Consider the following 17,462-nt stretch of genomic DNA (forward strand, 5'->3'; position numbering starts at 1 on the left):
CTCATTTCCTTCCATGGTCTTCCTCACCGTCTCGGCCGGTTGGGTCGCGTGCCCGGCTTCCTGGACGCTCCGCGCCGGCCGGCCTTGTGGAACGAGCGTGTGGCGACCGGCATGGCGCGCCCCTCGCTCAGCATCTCGAATCTAAGGGCACCGGCAAGCGGCACGGCCTCGACCAGTCTGACCTGAATGGAATCACCGAGGCGATACCCCAGGCCGGTCTTCTCCCCCGACAGCGCCTGATGCGCCTCGTCATAGATATAGTAGTCGCGCCCGAGCGTTGAAACAGGAACAAAGCCATCGGCACCAAACTGCGGCAATGTGACGAACAGGCCGGCCTTGGTGACGCCCGAGATCTGCCCGTCGAACTCGTCGCCGATCCGGCCCGCCAGATGATGGGCGATCAGCCGGTTGATGGTGTCGCGCTCGGCCGCCATGGCGCGCCGCTCGAACGTCGAGATTTCCGCGGCGATGTCGTCGAGTGCCGCCTCTTCCTCGGGCGTGATGCCGCCCTCTCCGAGCCCGAGCGAGCCGACCAGCGCCCGATGCACGATCAGGTCGGCATAGCGACGGATCGGTGAGGTGAAATGGGCGTATTTCAAGAGGTTGAGTCCGAAATGGCCGATATTCTCCGGGCTGTAGATCGCCTGGCTCTGGCTGCGCAGCACCATTTCGTTGACCATGGTCTGGTGCGGCGTGTCGAGCGCCTTGGCGAGAATGCCGTTGAACGAGTTGGAACGCAGGCCGGCGCCCTTGGCGAGCGTCAGGCCGATCGTCGCCAGGAACTCGCGCAGCGCCTCCTGCTTCGACAGCTTCGGCGCGTCGTGCACGCGGTAGACCAACGGCTGGCGCTTCTTCTCCAGCGTCTCGGCGGCGGCGACGTTCGCCTGGATCATCATCTCCTCGATCAGCTTGTGCGCATCGAGCCGCTCGGGCACGTGCACCCGATCGACCGTGCCGTCGGGCTTGAGGATGATCTTGCGCTCGGGCATGTCGAGTTCGAGCGGCTGGCGCCGGTCGCGGCCGCGCTTCAACACCTCGTAGGCGTGCCACAGCGGCTTGAGGATCGGCTCCAGCAGCGGACCGGCCTTGTCGTCGGGCTTGCCGTCGATTGCCGCCTGGGCCTGCTGGTAGGAGAGCTTGGCCGCGCTCTTCATCATGACGCGGTGGAAGGTATGGCCGGCCTTGCGGCCTTCCTTCGAGAACGTCATGCGCACGGCGAGCGCCGGACGGTCGACGCCCTCGCGCAACGAGCAGAGATCGTTGGAGATGCGCTCGGGCAGCATCGGCACGACCCGGTCGGGGAAGTAGACCGAATTGCCGCGCTTCAGCGCCTCGCGGTCGAGCGCCGACTTTGGCCGGACATACCAGGAGACGTCGGCGATGGCGACGGTGACGATCACGCCGTCCGGATTGTCGGGCGAGGGGTCGCGCTCGGCATAGACCGCGTCGTCATGGTCCTTGGCGTCGTGCGGGTCGATGGTGATCAGCGGCACATCGCGCCAGTCCTCGCGGTGGGACATCGTCGCGTGTTTCGCTTCGTCCGCCTCGGCGATCACCGATTGCGGGAATATGTGCGGAATGCCATGGGCATGGATGGCGATCATCGAGATCGCCTTTTCCGAGGCGACCGAGCCGATGACGGTAAGCACACGCGCTTTTGTCAGCCCGAGGCGGCCGGTGCGGGCGATCTCGACTTCGACCAGGTCGCCATCCTTGGCCTCTCCAAGGTCGTTCGGCGAAATCTGCATCTCCTCGCCGCGTCGCTCGATCGGCATCAGGCGGGCGCCGCCGCCGGGCATTTCGCGAACGACGCCCAGAAGCGCGTCGCGGTGGCGGTCGATGATCTTGATGATGCGGGCGGTATAGGCCGGGCCGGCCCTGTCCTTGGAGGCGAAGATCTTGGCCAGCACCCGGTCGCCCAGTCCACCGACGGGCGCCTTGCCCTTGGCGCGGTCGGCGCTCGACTGGCGGATGGCGACGGCGGGCGCGACGCCCAGTTCCTCGTTCCATTCCGCCGGGCGGCCGATCAACTCGCCGTCCTTGTCGCGGGTGGTGATGTCGAGCACTGTGACCGGGGGAAGGGCGCCGGGCCGCTTCAGCGACTTGCGGTCCTTCTGCACCAGGCCGTCGCTCTCCAGCGCGCGCAGCACTTCCTTGAGCTCGACCCGCGCATCGCCCTTCAGGCCGAATGCCTTGGCGATCTCCCGCTTGGAGGCGCGGTCCGGATTGTCGGCGATGAACTCCAGCAACACCTCGCGTGACGGAATTTCGCCATGGATGATCACCGGCTTGTCGCATTTCGCGCCCGCGGCCTCCGCGCGCCGGCTCCTGCGGTTGCCGGAGGCGGGAGTGGGAGAACGGTCGCGCGGGGTCTTGCTCAAATCTAGCTCTTCTTCGTCTTTGGTGCCGCCTTGGCCTTCGGCTTGGCGGCGGTTGTCTTCTTCGCCTTGGCGACAGTGGCATCCGCGTCCGAAGCCTTGGCCTTGGCGGCCTTCGGTTTCGCAGCGGCCTTGGCCGGGGCCTTCTTCGCCGGGGCCTTCTTGGTGCCGCTCTTGCCAGCCTTCTCGGCGATCAGGAGCAAGGCCTCCTCCATCGTCACCGACTGCGGATCCTTGCCCTTGGGGAGCGTCGCGTTGACCTTGGCCCAGTTAATATAGGGACCGTATTTGCCATCGCGAACAGTAATCGCGCCGCCGTCCGGATGTTCACCGATTTCCTTCAGTGCGGCAGCGGCGGTGCGCCCGCGTCCGCCGGGACCCTTGCTCTGCTTTTCCGCCAGAACTGTGACGGCGCGGTTGAGGCCGACCGACAGAACGTCCTCGATGCTGTCGAGGTTGGCATAGGTGCCGTCATGCAGGATGAACGGCCCGTAGCGACCAAGGCCGGCGGTGATCATCTTGCCGGTTTCCGGATGCGGTCCGACCTCGCGCGGCAGCGACAGCAGCGAAAGTGCTTTTTCGAAGTCGATACTGTCCGGGGTCCAGCCCTTGGGCAGCGAGGAGCGCTTGGCCTCCTTGCCGTCGCCGCGCTGCACGTAAGGGCCGAAACGGCCACTGCGCAGGGTGATCTCCTCGTCCGTCACCGGGTCCTTGCCGAGTGCCCTCGGCTCGTTGTTGCCGGAGGCTTCGGCGTCCGCGCCACCGTCCGAGGAGAGCTGGCGGGTGAAACTGCATTCCGGATAGTTGGAGCAGCCGACAAAGGCGCCGTATTTGCCAAGCTTGAGCGACAGGTTGCCCGTGCCGCAGACCTGGCAGATGCGCGGGTCCGAGCCGTCTTCGCGCTTCGGGAAGACCAGCGGTGCCAATGCCTCGTTCAGGGCGTCGAGCACGTTGGTGACGCGCAGTTCCTTGGTGTCCTCGATCTGGGCGAAGAAACTCGTCCAGAATTCGCGCAGGACGTCCTTCCAGTTCAGTTCGCCGGCGGAGATCTTGTCGAGTTTCTCCTCGAGATCCGCGGTGAAGTCGTATTCGACATAACGGGTGAAGAAGTTCTCGAGAAAGGCGGTGACCAGCCGTCCCTTGGAATGCGGGATCAGCTTGCGTTTTTCGATCGTCACATATTCGCGGTCGCTGAGCGTCTTCAGGGTCGCGGCATAGGTGGAAGGACGGCCGATGCCGAGTTCTTCCATCTTCTTGATCAGCGTTGCTTCCGAATAGCGCGGCGGCGGCTCGGTGAAGTGCTGGGTTGCGTTGATCTGTTTCTTGGCGAGCGCCTCGCGGGCATTGATCTCCGGCAGGCGGCCTTCGTCGTCGCCGTCCTCGCTCGGTTCGCCCTCTTCCTTCTGGTCGGTATAGGCGGCGATGAAACCATCGAAGCGGATGACCGAACCGACGGCGCGCAGGCCGGCCTTTTCACCATCGTTGTCGGCAAGGATCTCCACCGTGGTCCGCTCGATCTCGGCCGACGCCATCTGGCTGGCAATGCCGCGCTTCCAGATCAGGTCGTAGAGACGCATCTGGTCGGCGTCGAGGAAGCGGCGCACCTTGTCGGGCGAGCGGTTGAAATCGGTCGGGCGGATCGCTTCGTGGGCTTCCTGGGCGTTTTTCGCCTTGGTCGAATAGAAGCGCGGCTTCTCCGGCACGTAGCGCGGACCGAACTGGTCCGCGACGGCGGCGCGGGCACCGTCGATCGCCTCGGGCGCCATCTGCACGCCGTCGGTACGCATATAGGTTATGAGACCGACCGTCTCGCCGCCGATGTCGATGCCTTCATAGAGCTTTTGCGCGACTTGCATGGTGCGGGATGCCGAGAACCCGAGCTTGGAGGAGGCGGCCTGCTGCAGCGTCGAGGTGGTGAAGGGCGGGCCGGGATTGCGCTTGACGGGCTTGGCCTCGACGCTGTCGACGACATACTGCGCGCCTTCGAGCAAGGTCTTGATTCCGCCTGCCTGCTCGCCGTTCGTCACCGAATTGCGCTGGATGCGCTTGCCGAGATGCGAGACCAGCCTTGCCTCGAATTCGTCGCCGCGCGGTGTCTTCAGCAGCGCGGAAATGTTCCAGTACTCCTCGGCGACGAAGCGATCGATTTCGTCCTCGCGGTCGCAGACGAGGCGCAAGGCCACCGACTGGACGCGGCCGGCCGAACGGGCGCCGGGCAGCTTGCGCCACAGCACCGGCGAGAGGTTGAAACCGACGAGATAGTCGAGCGCGCGGCGCGCCAGATAGGCGTCGACCAGCGGCGTATCGATGTCGCGCGGATGGGCCATGGCGTCGAGCACGGCCTTCTTGGTGATGGCATTGAAGACGACGCGCTTGACAGGCTTGTCGCCGATCACCTTTTTCTTCTTCAGGAGGTCCAGCACGTGCCAGGAAATCGCTTCCCCCTCGCGATCCGGGTCGGTTGCAAGGATGAGGCCGTCGGCGCCCTTCATGGCGTCGGAAATGTCCTTCATCCGCTTGGCCGAGGCTGCGTCCACCTCCCAGTCCATGGCAAAGTCGTCATCGGGGCGCACCGAGCCGTCCTTGGCCGGCAGATCGCGCACGTGGCCAAAGGATGCCAGCACCTTATAGCCGGGACCCAGATACTTGTTGATCGTCTTGGCCTTGGCCGGAGATTCTACGACTACGACATCCATTGCGTTTCTCTGTACTGCGGAAAAGGCTTGCCTCCGGGGGCGAAAGGGCCTGGTCCCGATAACCGGTTTCCCGACATGGAGGGGGATTCGGCTGCGGTCAAGAGGGCAGTTGGTTTTTCTCCTCCCTGCAACGCGATGCAACCTGGTGTAGATTTGTTGAAGATTGCAATTTCCGATAAATGGAACTATCGTTTTTTACCACAGGGGTTCGGTCGCTCCAGGCGGCAAATGTGGATGGGAAGCATGGTCTCGAAAGCGATGAACGGCGGCGAGTCACGCGCGGCGGAAAACATTGCCTACGTCCGGCAGATGCTCGGCGAGTTGCGCATGGTCGCGGAAAACGAGGGAGCGGAAATGCTCTGCTACCTGATCGAAATGGCCTATGTCGAGGCGGGCGACCTGCAGATGGGCCGCCGCGCCCTGTCAATCCATCATCGCAATGGAAACAAGCCCACCCGGATGCCGGTGTAACCGCCCGGCAATGTCGAGTTCCAGCAACACGAGATAGACAGCTGCCGGCGCAAGTCCGGTATGACGCACGATGTCGTCGATCTCTACGGGCGTCGGCCCGAGCGCGTCGGTGATGTGCGCCCGATCGCTGTCGCTGGGTGGCGGTGTCGGCTGGTGTTGCGCATCTCCGGCCGGTTCCTCCGCCTCGTGCCCGGACAGGAGATCGATCTGCGACAGCGGCGCCAGCGCTTGCAGCACGTCGTCCGGCCGGGTGGTCACGGTTGCGCCATCCTTCAACAGCCCGTTTGTGCCTTCGCAACGAGGATCGAGCGGCGAGCCCGGAACGGCAAAGACCAGCCGCCCGAAATCGCCGGCGAGCCGTGCGGTAATCAACGAGCCCGACCGCGCCGCTGCCTCGACCACCACGACGCCGAGCGAGACACCGGCGATCAGCCGGTTGCGTCGGGGAAAATCGCGGGCCCGGGCCTCCCAGCCGAAAGGCATTTCCGAAATCGCCAGCCCGCGACCGTCCCAGATCTCGCGCAGGAGTTCGATGTTTTCCGGGGGGTAGGGCTTGTCCAGGCCGCCCGCCATGGCGGCGATCGTGCCGGTGTCCAGGCTGGCGCGGTGCGCGGCGGTGTCGATGCCACGCGCCAGACCGGAAATGATGGTATAGCCTGCCCGGCCGATGTCGCGCGCCATCAGCGCCGCGAATTTCGCCCCGCTGATCGAGGCATTGCGCGAACCGACCACGCCCACAGCCGGAAGGTTTGCCGCCGAAAGGTCGCCCTTGACCGCAAGGAGCGGCGGCGCCCCGTCGATCTGGCGCAGTGCCGGCGGATAGTCGGGTTCGCCGATGCCGAGGAAGCGCGCGCCGAAACGCGCCGCGATTTCCAGTTCCTGCTCGGCTTCCGCTTCGGTGGCAATGCGGATCGCCCGCGTCGATCCGCCGCGCCGGGAGAGCTCCGGCAACATGGCAAGGGCGGTTTCCGCCGTGCCGAAATGATTGATGAGGTCGCGAAAGGTCGCGGGGCCCACATTATCGCTTCGGATCAGTCTCAGCCAACTGATCCTTTGCCGGTCGTTCAGCGCAATCCCTGTTCGTCTTGCGCCCGGCTCCGGCATGACTTCATCCCTTTTGCCCGATCTTGCTCTCGGTGCCCGCCATCAGTCTTTCAATATTGGCCTTGTGGCGCCAGTAGCTGATGGCCGTCATCACGGCCGTCACCAGTGCTGTTTCAGGCATGCCCAGTATCCACAACACAACCGGAATGACAAGAGTTGCAACCATGGCGGAAAGTGAGGAATAGCGGCTGACAAAGGCCACGGCCAGCCAGACGGCGGCAAACACCAGCACCATCAGCGGTGCGACGCCGAGCAGGGTGCCGATATAGGTCGCCACACCCTTGCCACCCTTGAAGCCGAGCCAGATCGGAAAGAGATGGCCGATGAAGGCGGCAAATCCGGCAATCAGGCCGGCATTCTGGCCGAACACCGCTTGAGCGATGACGGCGGCGATCGTCGCCTTCAGCGCGTCGAGGAGAAGGGTGGCGGCGGCGAGCTTCTTGTTGCCGGTGCGCAGCACATTGGTCGCGCCGATATTGCCCGAACCGATCGAGCGCAGGTCGCCGTGGCCGGCCATGCGCGTGAGCAGCAGGCCGAACGGGATCGAGCCCATCAGATAGCCGAGGCTCAGCACGGCAATCACCGCCGGCCAACCGATCGCGAGAAAATTGATGCTGGCCACTTGATCCCCCCCGGTCTTCCTAAAGCGAATGCACGCACTTGCCGGCGACATAGGTCGCCACCGCACGGCCCGAGAAGCGGGCGTCCTCGAACGGTGTGTTCTTCGAGCGCGACAAGAGCAGTTCCTTGGCGACCAGCCACGGTTCATCGAGGTCGATCAGCGTGATGTCCGCCTTGGCACCCGGCTTGAGCGAACCGGCGTCAAGGCCGAAGATTTCGGCAGGACGCGTCGACATCGCGTCGATCAGCCGCATCAGCGACACCTGGCCGCTGTGATGCAGGCGCAGAGCCGCCGAAAGCAGGGTCTCGAGGCCGACGGCACCGTCTGCCGCATCGGCAAAGGGCAGCCGTTTTGTATCGACGTCCTGCGGGTCGTGCGCGGAGACGATGATGTCGACGGTGCCATCGGCGATCGCCTGGACCATGGCCATGCGGTCGTCTTCGGCGCGAAGCGGCGGCGTCATCTTGAAGAAGGTCCGGTACTCGCCGATGTCGTTCTCGTTCAGTGCCAGATGGTTGATCGAGATGCCGCAGGTCACTTTCGCGCCACGACCGCGTGCAATGCGGATGGCTTCCGCCGATTCCGGCACGGAAATCTCGGAGGAGTGGAACTTGGCGCCGGTCAGCCCGGCAATGCGCAGATCGCGCTCGAGCGGGATGATCTCGGCCTCCCTCGGCACACCGGGCAGGCCGAGCCAGCTGGCGAACAGGCCGGCATTCATCACGCCGTTGCCGAGATAGTCTTCCCGCGGCTCGAGATCGATCACGGCGCCGAATTCGCGCGCATAGGTCATGGCGCGGCGCAGGACCTGACTGTCGGCCAATCCGTGACGGCCGTTGGTGAAGGACACGGCGCCGGCCTGCTGCAGGAGGCCGATTTCGGTCATTTCTCCGCCAGTCAGATGCTTGGTCAACGCCGCTGCCGGATAGACATTGACGACGGCCGTGTCACGCGCGGTCTTCTTGACGAACTCCACGAGCGCGATGTCGTCGATCACCGGATCCGTGTCCGGCATCATGATGAAGGAGGTGACCCCGCCGGCTGCTGCCGCGCGGCTGGCCGACGCGATGGTTTCCCGATGCTCGGCGCCCGGTTCGCCGACGAAGACGCGGGCATCCACCAGGCCCGGAACGGCGGTGAGGCCGGTGCAGTCGCGAATCTCGGCGCCGTCCGGCACACCCTGGTTCTGCACCTCGGCACCGGCTGCCAATATGCGACCGTCTTCGCCGACGATGATCGTGCCGACGGTATCGAGTTGGCGCGAGGGGTCGACGATGCGGGCATTCTTCAAGACGAGCGGCCGGTTCATGCGCCCATTCCTTCGCTGCGGGGCCCCTGGTTCTGCGAAACGAGCAGCGCTTCCATCACCGCCATTCGCACGGCCACGCCCATTTCCACCTGGCTCTCGATCACGCTCTGGGGGCCGTCGGCCACTTCCGAGGCGATCTCGACGCCGCGGTTCATCGGGCCCGGATGCATCACGAGCGCATCCTCCTTCGCTGCCTTCAGCTTTTCGGCGTCAAGGCCCCAATAGTGGAAATATTCGCGCACCGAAGGCACGAAGGCTCCGGACATGCGCTCGCGCTGCAGGCGCAGCATCATCACCACGTCCGCGTCCTTCAGGCCTTCCTTCATGTCGTGGAAGACCTCGACGCCCATGCCGGCAATCCCTGTCGGCAGCAACGTGGAGGGTGCAACCACCCGGACGCGCGCGCCCATGGCGTTGAGCAGCAAAATATTGGAGCGGGCGACGCGCGAATGCAGCACGTCGCCGCAGATCGCCACGATGATGCGCGACAGCTTGCCCTTGGCGCGCCGGATCGTCAGCGCATCGAGCAGCGCCTGGGTCGGATGCTCGTGCTGGCCGTCGCCGGCATTGACCACTGAACACGCGACCTTCTGTGCCAAAAGAGCCGCGGCACCCGCCGAGGAGTGGCGCACCACGAGCACGTCGGGCCGCATGGCGTTGAGCGTCATGGCGGTGTCGATCAGGGTCTCGCCCTTCTTCACCGACGAATTGCTGACCGACATGTTCATCACGTCGGCGCCGAGGCGCTTTCCGGCGAGCTCGAACGAGGACTGGGTCCGGGTCGAGGCTTCGAAGAACAGGTTGATCTGCGTGAGTCCGCGCAGCGTGGAGGTCTTTTTCTCCCGCTGGCGGCTGATTTTGACGGCTTCGTCGGCCTTGTCGAGCAGATAGGTAATGTCCTGCTCGGTGAGGCCCTTGATGCCGATGAGATGGCGATGGGGAAAGAAGACCATGGACGTCCTCCTGAGATGTCACGCGGTCTATAGAGAGGCCGGGGCCAAGGGGCAAGCACATGCAGTGTGGATAGAAGCACGGTCCCCATGTAAAACGAATCGATTTCCGCTAGAGGATCGGCATGACCCCAATGAACCGGACTGAAGAAAAACTCGCCGAACTGAACCAGCCAAAACCCTGGTCCGGTATCAATGCCTATCGCTCCGATCCGCTGCTGGTCGATCTGAGTGCGGGTCTCTCGCGTGGCCTGCGCGAGGAATATGACGTCATCGGCAAGTATGTGACCTCGCACGAGGCGCAGGAACTGGCGCGCATGGCCAACCAGAGCCCGCCGCAATTGCGCACCCACGGCGTTCGCGGCGAGCGGCTCGACGTGGTCGAATTCCATCCGGCCTGGCATGCGCTGATGCGCCGGTCGATGTCGGTCGGCCTGCACTCCTCCGTCTGGGAAAACCAGCCGGAGGCCCGCGGCCATGAACATCTGGCCCGTGCGGTGCGCTTCTTCCTGACCGCCCAGCTCGAATGCGGCCACCTCTGCCCGCTGACCATGACCAGCGCCTCGGTCGCGGCCCTCGTCTCCTCGCCGCATGTGCAGAAGGAATGGGCGCCGAAGATCCTGTCGCGAAAGTATGATTCGTCCAACAAGCCGGCCATGCAGAAGTCCGCCGTCACCATCGGCATGGGCATGACGGAGAAGCAGGGCGGCACGGATGTGCGTGCCAATACCTCCACGGGCGAACGGGTCGGCGAGGGGATCTACCGCCTGTCCGGCCACAAGTGGTTCATGTCGGCGCCGATGAGCGATGCCTTCGTCATGCTGGCCCAGACCAAGGACGGCATGGGCTGTTTTCTCGTTCCGCGCCTGCTCGAGGACGGCTCGGCCAACGGGCTGGAATTCCAGCGCCTCAAGGACAAGATCGGCAATCGGTCGAACGCCTCCTCGGAGGTCGAGTTTTCCGATACGTTCGGCTTCCTGCTCGGCACGCCCGGCGACGGCATCCGCACCATCCTCGACATGGTGACGCTGACCAGGCTCGATTGCGCGCTGGCCTCGGCCGGCATCATGCGCGCCTCGATGGCGGAAGCCGTGCATCATGTGCGCGGGCGCTCGGTGTTCGGCAAGAAGCTGATCGACCAGCCGATCATGACCCGCGTGCTCGCCGACATGGCGCTCGACGTCGCCGCCGCGACCGCTCTGGCCTTCAGGCTCGCCGACAGTTTCGACCGCGCCCGCGAAAATGCCGTGGACGCCGCCTATGCCCGCGTCATGACGCCGGTGGTCAAATACTGGATCTGCAAGATGGCACCGGCGCTGATCTACGAGGCCATGGAGTGCATCGGCGGCAGCGGCTACATCGAGGAACGGCCGATCGCCCGACACTACCGCGAGGCCCCGGTCAACGCGATCTGGGAGGGCTCCGGCAATGTCATGGCGCTTGATCTGCTGAGGGTGCTCAGCCGCGGCAAGGACCTGTTCGAGACGATCTTTGCCGGGTTGGAGCGCGATCTCGGCGCGTCGGGCAAGAAGACGGTGGAAGTACTGCGCGCCGCAACCGCCCTTGCCGAGCGCGACGAGGGGGCGGCCCGCCTGCTGATCGAGCAACTGGCGCTGGCGGCCGCCGCAGCCGAGCTCTACAAGCTCGGAGCCGGCAAGATCGCCGATGCCTTCCTCGAATCGCGCCTCGCCGGCGGCTGGCGGCATACCTATGGCGTGCTCGACGCCCGCTTCGATTCCCGCTACGTGCTCGATCTGCTCTATCCGGCCGCGACCTGACCCACCAGGTAGAGCGCGAGCGGAATGGTGAACACCGCGGCGACCGTCTGTACGGTCGCGGTTGCCGCATAAAGCGGCGCATCGCCACCCATCTGCTTGGCCAGCAGATAGCCGTTCATCGCGGTCGGAACCGCAGCGCTTAAGACCAGCATGGCCAGCGTCTCGCCCTCGACCCCGAACAGCAGGGCGACGCCCGCCATGACCGCAGGAAACACCAGCAGCTTGAGCACAGAACCGAGGATGACGTTGGGCTGAGGCTTCAATGCGTCCATGATCCTCAGGCCCGCACCGACCATGATCAGGCCCAGACCGAGCGAGGAGCGGGCGACGAGATCGACCGCCATCATCAGCGGGTCGTAGACGGTTATGCCTGCCAGATTGACCAGCACGCCACTCGCCGCGCCGAGGATGATCGGGTTGGAGACGATCTTCAAGGCAAAGTCCTTGAGCTTTCGGCCGTTGCCGGAGAACCAGATCAACACGCCGACATTAATGACGTTGAGCGGAATGATGATCGCCGCCATCACCACGGCGACCGCGGTCAGCCCGACGGGACCGGACAGCTTTTCCGCGATGGCAAGCGCCATGAAACCGTTCCAGCGGGTTGCTGTCTGGAAGATCGAGGTGAAGGCCGGCCCCTCGAGCCCCAGCCGGTGGAGCGGCCGCCACAGCGCCAACACCAGGGCCGACATGATCCCGACCGAAACCAGGGCGGTCGCGCTGACGGCGCCCGTATCCATGGTCGAAAAATCGGCCTTTGAAAGAGTGAGAAACAGCAGCGCCGGGAAGAGCACGTAGTAGCCGAACTGCTCGAGCCCAACCCACAGGCTGTCGTCGATCCGTGGCCAGCGTTTCAGCAGCAGACCGAGAAGCACGAGCAGGAAGATCGGCAGAACGCTTTCGAAGATCAGCAGCATCAGGTTTGCTTTCGGGGTCGGGCGCCGTGGGGGAGGGGCGCGTCTCGCATAACAGCTGATGGGCGCGCAAGGCAATTGCGCCGCCGCCATCGGCCGCTCTTGCATCCTCGGTTGGCAAGCTCGGGCATCTTGCGTTATCCCCAACGCGCGTTAACCTTAACAAAGGGTTTACGTTGCGACGGAACGGTTAACGGGCCAGTTTCTCCGCCGATAGGCAGAGAGCTCGAGGGCGTCGCAATGGGAACCGGAATGGCAAGGGTGACGTTGACAGGCGTCATGGCGACGTTTTTCGCCGGCTTGGCGCTCGACATCGCTGTTCCGGCCATGGCGCTGAGCCTGATGGCGGCGTCGAACTGGATGGTCCAGGCCTGGCCCGAATCGCGGTCGAGCCGTCATTGGCCGCCGCAGCGTTGGAAGGGGAGACCCGCATGAAGGTATTTCTGGTCTTGTGGGCACTGCCGATCCTGCTGCTCGGCGGCTGGTATGGTCTCTCTTACTATGATCTGAGCTTCGGCTTCTTCATGCTGACCCGTCAGGCGCACGATCTCGTCTTTGCCGTCTATGGCAACGCCCTGGGTCTGGCTCCCGAGACCATTCCGCCTCTTGTCGCCCGTGCCATCGCCGTCGACAGCGCCATCGTCTTCGCCATCATCGCATTCCGCCGTCGCCGCAAGATCGCCGCCTGGTGGACGGCGCGTCAGGCCTCGTCCGAACTGCGGCCGATCGTCGTGCGCAGCGCCGACAATCTGTCCAGCGCGCCCTGAAGGATGAAGCTCGCAGCAGCCGAATCGATCCGCTCGCTGCGCTTGGCCCGCGACACGTCCATCTCCAGAAGGGCCCTTTCGGCGGCCACTGTTGACAGCCGCTCGTCCCAGTAGACGAAGGGAATGTCGGTCTTTTCCGACATCGCGCGCACGAAGGCGCGGGTCGCCTGCACCCGGGGTCCTGCGGAGCCGTCCATGTTCATCGGCAGACCGATGATGAAGGCGACCACGTTCTCTTTTGCCGCGAATGCCAGCAGCGACTCGGCATCCTGGGTGAATTTCACCCGTTTGAGGACGGTTCGCGGCGTGGCGAACCGTCGCCCAAGATCCGACATCGACAGCCCGATGGTTTTGGTACCGAGGTCGAGACCGGCAATCGCCTGTCGGGGCTGCAGCACTTCCGCGAGTTCTTCGATCGTGAGGGTGGTCATGCTGCGGCCCCGGCCAGTTAGAGTCCGTCAGGGAAAAGTGGAAACCGGTTTTCCCGAAAAGGCAAACGAAATCAAAAGAGCTGGAGTCTGGCCGGTTCAGAACGAACCTGACGGACTCTAGCGCTTGCGTACGAACTCGGTCCGGAGGACCAGTCCCTTGATCGTGTCGTTCCGGCAGTCGATCTCTTCCGGGTCTTCCGTCAGGCGGATCGACTTGATGACCGTTCCCTGCTTGAGGGTGGTGTTGGTGCCCTTGACCTTGAGGTCCTTGATCAGCGTCACCGAATCGCCGTCCGCCAGCACATTGCCGGCCGAATCCTTGGCAACCGGCTTGGCATTGGCAGCGGCCGCCATTTCGGACGCCGGGCGCCATTCGCCGGTCACTTCGTCATATACATAATCGTCATCATCGGCGGCCATTTTGGTCTCCTGTCGTAAGCGTTGATAGTCGGCCGGACGACCGGAGCGGTAAGGGCGGCCCTGCCCAGCCCGATAGCTGGTATCAGCGGCTTATCCCACGCTCGGCCGGGGTGCAACACGATGCGCCAGCCGTTTGAGGAGAACACGGTTGCCGCAGGAATGGCATGGCCTATATTCCGGGCAACGCACCGAAGGAGAATTCCATGAAGATCACCTGGCTCGGCCATTCCGCATTCCGGCTCGACACCGCCAAGGCGAGTATCCTGATCGACCCGTTCTTCACCGGAAATCCGGGCTTTGCCGGTCTGGACGCCAAGGATTGGGCGACCGGTGTGACGCACATTCTTCTGACCCATGGCCATGGCGACCATGTCGGCGACACCGTCAAACTTGCCGGCGAGACCGGGGCGACCGTGTTGGCCAATGCCGATCTTGCAGCCTGGCTCGGCTCGAAAGGGGTGACCAAGCTCGAGGCCGGCAATACCGGGGGTACGATCGCCTTCGACGGGTTCAGCGTCACCTTCACCAACGCACTTCACTCCTCGGCCCAGATCACCGAGGACGGCGTGTCCCACGCGCTCGGCAATGCCAACGGCCTGATGCTGCACATTGAAGGGGACGCCTCGCTGCTGCACATGGGTGACACCGACATCTTCTCCGACATGGCGCTGATCCAAGAACTCCACCAGCCCGATATCGGCCTCGTGCCGATCGGTGACCGTTTCACCATGGGTGGCGCTGTGGCGGCGCTCGCCTGCCAGCGCTTCTTCGATTTCAAGATCGCCATGCCCTGCCACTACGGCTCGTTCGGCATCATCGACCCGACCCCGGAGAAGTTCGTGCTCGGCATGGAGGGCACGCGGACCCGTGTGGTCACGCCCGCCGCCGGCGATAGCCTCGAGGTCTGACAAATCCCCGTTGCGCCTCAGCTTTGCGGCCATTATAGCGGAGGTAACCAAAGACCTGGAGAATACCGATGTCCGTTGATCTCAAGACCGTCAAGCGCGTCGCGCATCTGGCCCGCATCGCGCTCAGCGAAGACGAAGCCGAACGGATGATGGGTGAGCTCAACGGCATTCTCGGCTTCGTCGAGCAGCTTTCCGAGGTCGATGTTTCCGGCGTCGAGCCGATGACATCGGTCACGCCGATGGCGATGAAGAAGCGCCAGGACGTGGTCACCGACGGCGGCAAGGCCGATGACATCGTCGCCAACGCGCCGGAAACCGACCGCAATTTCTTCCTGGTGCCGAAGGTGGTCGAATAAGCCGGGGGACCAAGCGTCTCTCTGCCTTCCGCCGATTCCTGTTTCCGTGCGCTTGGCCAAAGCGCCGATTTTCTGAAGTGAACCGACATCATGAGCGAACTGACCAGCCTCACCATTGCCGAAGCCCGCGCCAAACTGGTGGCCAAGGAGATCAAGGCCGTCGAACTGACGGATGCCTATGTCCAGGCGATCGAGGCCGCCAATGACGTGATCAATGCTTATGTGACGGTGACGGGCGACAAGGCCCGCGAGATGGCCAAGGCTTCGGACACGCGCATCGCCGAAGGCAAGGCAGGTGCTCTCGAAGGCATACCGCTCGGCATCAAGGACCTCTTCGCCACCCGCGACGTACACACCCAGGCTTGCTCCGGCATTCTCAACCGCTTCAAGCCGAAATACGAATCGACCGTCACCCAGAACCTGTGGGACGACGGCGCGGTCATGCTGGGCAAGCTCAACATGGATGAGTTCGCCATGGGCTCGTCCAACGAGACCTCGCACTATGGACCGGTCGTCAACCCGTGGAAGGCGAGCGGCTCCGACCAGCAGCTCGTACCGGGCGGCTCGTCCGGCGGCTCGGCCGCGGCCGTCGCCGCGCATCTGTGCGCCGGCGCCACCGCCACCGATACCGGCGGCTCGATCCGCCAGCCCGCCGCCTTCACCGGCACCGTTGGCATCAAGCCGACCTATGGCCGCTGCTCGCGCTGGGGCGTTGTCGCGTTTGCCTCCTCGCTCGACCAGGCCGGCCCGATCGCCCGCGACGTGCGCGACGCGGCGATCCTGCTGCGGTCGATGGCCAGCACCGACGCCAAGGACACGACCTCGGTTGATATTCCGGTGCCAAACTACGAAGCCTCGCTCGGGCAGTCGCTGAAGGGCATGCGGATCGGCATCCCGAAGGAATATCGCGTGGACGGCATGCCGGACGATGTCGAAAAGCTTTGGAGCCAAGGCGTTGCCTGGCTGAAGGACGCCGGCGCGGAGATCGTCGACATCACGCTTCCGCACACCAAATACGCTCTGCCGGCCTATTACATCGTCGCGCCCGCCGAAGCCTCGTCGAACCTCGCCCGCTATGACGGCGTGCGCTACGGCCTGCGCGTCGATGGCAAGGACATTGCCGACATGTACGAGAAGACCCGCGCGGCCGGCTTCGGCACCGAGGTCAAGCGCCGCATCATGATCGGCACCTATGTTCTGTCGGCCGGCTATTACGATGCCTATTACTTGCAGGCACAAAAAGTCCGCACACTGATCAAGCGCGACTTCGAACTGGCCTTCAACGACGTCGACGCCATCCTGACACCGGCGACCCCGTCCTCGGCCTTCGCCATCGGCGACGAGGCGCTGGCGGCCGACCCGGTTGCCATGTACCTCAACGACATCTTCACCGTGACGGTCAACATGGCCGGCCTGCCGGGCCTGTCCGTGCCCGCCGGCCTCGACGCCAAGGGCCTGCCGCTCGGCCTGCAGCTGATCGGCCGCCCGTTCGAGGAAAGCACGCTGTTCAAGACCGCCCACGTCATCGAACAGGCCGCCGGCAAGTTCACGCCGGCGAAGTGGTGGTAGGATTTCATTTCTGCTTCGAACAATAGCGGCGCCGAAAGGCGCCGTTTTTCGTTCGAGTTGACCGGCTCAGGAAAGCGGAATCTATGGCTTCTGCGAATGCACATAGGCTTTCAGGATCGCGTTCATATGCGTCTGGTAGCCCTTGCCCTGCGCGCGAAACCAGTCCAGCACGTCGGCATCGATCCGGATGGTGATCTGCCGCTTGTCGGCCGCCGGCCTCACGAGCTTCGCCTTTTCGAAGAAGGCTTCGTCCAGTTCCGGAATGTCGCTGTAGTCGATCTGCTTGTCAGATCGAGACGCCAGTTCCTTCAGGCGGACAGGAGATGCTGTCCATGACGTCGTCTTGCTACGCATGGTTTTCATTTCCTCTTTTGAGACTCTATACTCTGCTCAACAAGGGGAGGACGAAAATGTCAAGCGAAGAAGACATATTTATCCTGGTTGGAGCCCTGCCTGCCGGTACGCTTATCCCAAAGCCGGCAGCCAAAGGGCTTTTCCGCGTTAAGGGGAAGGGAAAGAGGCGTGGGCAATCTGCGCTGATTTACTCAATTCCGAACAGACGAAACGGCGATGCGAGCTATGAAAAAGGCATCAATCAGGAGGAGTGGAGGAAAGCCTACGGCCAACTCCTAGGAACAGGACACTTTACTGCGGATTGGGCTTGACCTGAGACCCAATCTTCCTCCAGTTTTCGGGAGAGTCTTGGGTTTTTAATCTGGCCTCATGCGGCCTGTTTTTCCATAGCCATTTTCATTGCGAACTCGCTGGGGGTGATATTGCCCAGCGACG

At 63.8% G+C, this 17,462-nt stretch carries 18 protein-coding genes; 8 read left to right on the top strand and 10 right to left on the bottom strand.

All coding sequences use genetic code 11. The features are described 5' to 3' along the window. Window positions 1–23: 23 nt before the first annotated feature. Both rnr and topA read right to left on the bottom strand, forming a co-directional pair. A complete protein-coding gene (rnr, locus tag RHIZ70P_RS13585; protein ID WP_235842230.1) occupies window positions 24–2,285 on the bottom strand; it encodes a ribonuclease R in 2,262 nt (753 codons plus the stop codon). Window positions 2,286–2,383: 98 nt separating this feature from the next. Continuing rightward, on the bottom strand, window positions 2,384–5,074 hold the full coding sequence (topA, locus tag RHIZ70P_RS13590) for a type I DNA topoisomerase (protein ID WP_115670829.1): 2,691 nt from the start codon (window positions 5,072–5,074) through the stop codon (window positions 2,384–2,386). A 243-nt stretch (window positions 5,075–5,317) separates the two neighbouring features. On the opposite strand from topA, the gene RHIZ70P_RS13595 reads away from it, so the two are divergent. After that, window positions 5,318–5,545 (top strand): hypothetical protein, encoded by a 228-nt coding sequence (locus RHIZ70P_RS13595; protein ID WP_232365456.1) that lies wholly within the window; start codon window positions 5,318–5,320, stop codon window positions 5,543–5,545. Here the strand turns inward: RHIZ70P_RS13595 and dprA are convergent. From dprA to RHIZ70P_RS13615, 4 genes are read right to left on the bottom strand one after another with little or no spacing between them, the layout of a single operon-like run. Beyond that, window positions 5,498–6,649, bottom strand: a complete 1,152-nt coding sequence (gene dprA / locus RHIZ70P_RS13600; protein WP_115670830.1) for a DNA-processing protein DprA — start codon at window positions 6,647–6,649, stop codon at window positions 5,498–5,500. The two genes, RHIZ70P_RS13595 and dprA, sit on opposite strands and share 48 nt — an antisense overlap. 4 nt (window positions 6,650–6,653) lie before the next feature. Beyond that, complete coding sequence (gene plsY, locus RHIZ70P_RS13605) at window positions 6,654–7,301, bottom strand: glycerol-3-phosphate 1-O-acyltransferase PlsY (protein WP_419178297.1); 648 nt, start codon at window positions 7,299–7,301, stop codon at window positions 6,654–6,656. Continuing rightward, window positions 7,291–8,580 (bottom strand): dihydroorotase, encoded by a 1,290-nt coding sequence (locus tag RHIZ70P_RS13610; RefSeq protein WP_115670832.1) that lies wholly within the window; start codon window positions 8,578–8,580, stop codon window positions 7,291–7,293. The genes plsY and RHIZ70P_RS13610 overlap by 11 nt, the downstream gene beginning before the upstream one ends. Then, window positions 8,577–9,533 (bottom strand): aspartate carbamoyltransferase catalytic subunit, encoded by a 957-nt coding sequence (locus tag RHIZ70P_RS13615; protein WP_115670833.1) that lies wholly within the window; start codon window positions 9,531–9,533, stop codon window positions 8,577–8,579. The genes RHIZ70P_RS13610 and RHIZ70P_RS13615 overlap by 4 nt, the downstream gene beginning before the upstream one ends. 122 nt (window positions 9,534–9,655) lie before the next feature. Between RHIZ70P_RS13615 and RHIZ70P_RS13620 the strand changes: the two genes are divergently transcribed. Further along, window positions 9,656–11,308, top strand: a complete 1,653-nt coding sequence (locus tag RHIZ70P_RS13620) for an acyl-CoA dehydrogenase family protein (RefSeq protein ID WP_115670834.1) — start codon at window positions 9,656–9,658, stop codon at window positions 11,306–11,308. Here RHIZ70P_RS13620 and RHIZ70P_RS13625 read toward each other — a convergent pair. Next, complete coding sequence (locus RHIZ70P_RS13625; protein WP_115670835.1) at window positions 11,290–12,225, bottom strand: AEC family transporter; 936 nt, start codon at window positions 12,223–12,225, stop codon at window positions 11,290–11,292. The two genes, RHIZ70P_RS13620 and RHIZ70P_RS13625, sit on opposite strands and share 19 nt — an antisense overlap. A gap of 249 nt (window positions 12,226–12,474) precedes the next feature. Between RHIZ70P_RS13625 and RHIZ70P_RS13630 the strand changes: the two genes are divergently transcribed. Further along, a complete protein-coding gene (locus RHIZ70P_RS13630; RefSeq protein WP_115670897.1) occupies window positions 12,475–12,657 on the top strand; it encodes a hypothetical protein in 183 nt (60 codons plus the stop codon). Further along, window positions 12,654–12,989, top strand: a complete 336-nt coding sequence (locus RHIZ70P_RS13635; RefSeq protein WP_115670836.1) for a DUF6105 family protein — start codon at window positions 12,654–12,656, stop codon at window positions 12,987–12,989. The genes RHIZ70P_RS13630 and RHIZ70P_RS13635 overlap by 4 nt, the downstream gene beginning before the upstream one ends. Here RHIZ70P_RS13635 and ruvX read toward each other — a convergent pair. Together ruvX and RHIZ70P_RS13645 are read right to left on the bottom strand one after the other, a co-directional pair. Next, a complete protein-coding gene (gene ruvX, locus RHIZ70P_RS13640) occupies window positions 12,923–13,420 on the bottom strand; it encodes a Holliday junction resolvase RuvX (RefSeq protein ID WP_115670837.1) in 498 nt (165 codons plus the stop codon). The genes RHIZ70P_RS13635 and ruvX overlap by 67 nt on opposite strands. Window positions 13,421–13,537: 117 nt before the next feature. Continuing rightward, window positions 13,538–13,840: an alkylphosphonate utilization protein gene (locus RHIZ70P_RS13645; protein ID WP_115670838.1), complete on the bottom strand. Its 303-nt coding sequence runs from the start codon at window positions 13,838–13,840 to the stop codon at window positions 13,538–13,540. 203 nt (window positions 13,841–14,043) lie between these two features. Here RHIZ70P_RS13645 and RHIZ70P_RS13650 point away from each other — a divergent pair, with 203 nt between their 5' ends. From RHIZ70P_RS13650 to gatA, 3 genes are all read left to right on the top strand, one after another. Beyond that, window positions 14,044–14,748, top strand: a complete 705-nt coding sequence (locus tag RHIZ70P_RS13650; RefSeq protein WP_115670899.1) for a metal-dependent hydrolase — start codon at window positions 14,044–14,046, stop codon at window positions 14,746–14,748. Between the two features lie 68 nt (window positions 14,749–14,816). After that, complete coding sequence (gatC, locus tag RHIZ70P_RS13655) at window positions 14,817–15,104, top strand: Asp-tRNA(Asn)/Glu-tRNA(Gln) amidotransferase subunit GatC (RefSeq protein WP_028735935.1); 288 nt, start codon at window positions 14,817–14,819, stop codon at window positions 15,102–15,104. 90 nt (window positions 15,105–15,194) lie between these two features. Beyond that, the gene (gene gatA / locus RHIZ70P_RS13660) at window positions 15,195–16,673 is read left to right on the top strand and encodes an Asp-tRNA(Asn)/Glu-tRNA(Gln) amidotransferase subunit GatA (RefSeq protein WP_115670839.1); all 1,479 of its coding nucleotides are present in this window, start codon (window positions 15,195–15,197) and stop codon (window positions 16,671–16,673) included. 81 nt (window positions 16,674–16,754) lie between these two features. On the opposite strand, the gene RHIZ70P_RS13665 is transcribed toward gatA, so the two are convergent. Beyond that, complete coding sequence (locus tag RHIZ70P_RS13665) at window positions 16,755–17,027, bottom strand: BrnA antitoxin family protein (RefSeq protein WP_181904021.1); 273 nt, start codon at window positions 17,025–17,027, stop codon at window positions 16,755–16,757. A 56-nt stretch (window positions 17,028–17,083) separates the two neighbouring features. Between RHIZ70P_RS13665 and RHIZ70P_RS22790 the strand changes: the two genes are divergently transcribed. After that, a complete protein-coding gene (locus tag RHIZ70P_RS22790) occupies window positions 17,084–17,338 on the top strand; it encodes a hypothetical protein (protein WP_147293997.1) in 255 nt (84 codons plus the stop codon). Window positions 17,339–17,462 lie beyond the last annotated feature (124 nt).

The sequence above is a fragment of the Paenirhizobium selenitireducens ATCC BAA-1503 genome (assembly GCF_900492185.1).
Taxonomy (GTDB): Bacteria; Pseudomonadota; Alphaproteobacteria; order Rhizobiales; family Rhizobiaceae; genus Allorhizobium; species Allorhizobium selenitireducens_A.

Bases quoted from the DNA above. Each gene is read 5' to 3' on its own strand.
- gatA (WP_115670839.1), top strand. From the start codon at position 15,195: ATGAGCGAACTGACCAGCCTCACCATTGCCGAAGCCCGCGCCAAACTG.
- gatC (WP_028735935.1), top strand. From the start codon at position 14,817: ATGTCCGTTGATCTCAAGACCGTCAAGCGCGTCGCGCATCTGGCCCGC.
- dprA (WP_115670830.1), bottom strand. From the start codon at position 6,649: ATGCCGGAGCCGGGCGCAAGACGAACAGGGATTGCGCTGAACGACCGG.
- RHIZ70P_RS13595 (WP_232365456.1), top strand. From the start codon at position 5,318: ATGGTCTCGAAAGCGATGAACGGCGGCGAGTCACGCGCGGCGGAAAAC.
- RHIZ70P_RS13650 (WP_115670899.1), top strand. From the start codon at position 14,044: ATGAAGATCACCTGGCTCGGCCATTCCGCATTCCGGCTCGACACCGCC.
- RHIZ70P_RS13625 (WP_115670835.1), bottom strand. From the start codon at position 12,225: ATGCTGCTGATCTTCGAAAGCGTTCTGCCGATCTTCCTGCTCGTGCTT.
- RHIZ70P_RS13635 (WP_115670836.1), top strand. From the start codon at position 12,654: ATGAAGGTATTTCTGGTCTTGTGGGCACTGCCGATCCTGCTGCTCGGC.
- RHIZ70P_RS13645 (WP_115670838.1), bottom strand. From the start codon at position 13,840: ATGGCCGCCGATGATGACGATTATGTATATGACGAAGTGACCGGCGAA.
- RHIZ70P_RS13620 (WP_115670834.1), top strand. From the start codon at position 9,656: ATGACCCCAATGAACCGGACTGAAGAAAAACTCGCCGAACTGAACCAG.
- RHIZ70P_RS13630 (WP_115670897.1), top strand. From the start codon at position 12,475: ATGGCAAGGGTGACGTTGACAGGCGTCATGGCGACGTTTTTCGCCGGC.
- RHIZ70P_RS22790 (WP_147293997.1), top strand. From the start codon at position 17,084: ATGTCAAGCGAAGAAGACATATTTATCCTGGTTGGAGCCCTGCCTGCC.
- RHIZ70P_RS13615 (WP_115670833.1), bottom strand. From the start codon at position 9,533: ATGGTCTTCTTTCCCCATCGCCATCTCATCGGCATCAAGGGCCTCACC.
- topA (WP_115670829.1), bottom strand. From the start codon at position 5,074: ATGGATGTCGTAGTCGTAGAATCTCCGGCCAAGGCCAAGACGATCAAC.
- ruvX (WP_115670837.1), bottom strand. From the start codon at position 13,420: ATGACCACCCTCACGATCGAAGAACTCGCGGAAGTGCTGCAGCCCCGA.
- RHIZ70P_RS13610 (WP_115670832.1), bottom strand. From the start codon at position 8,580: ATGAACCGGCCGCTCGTCTTGAAGAATGCCCGCATCGTCGACCCCTCG.
- RHIZ70P_RS13665 (WP_181904021.1), bottom strand. From the start codon at position 17,027: ATGCGTAGCAAGACGACGTCATGGACAGCATCTCCTGTCCGCCTGAAG.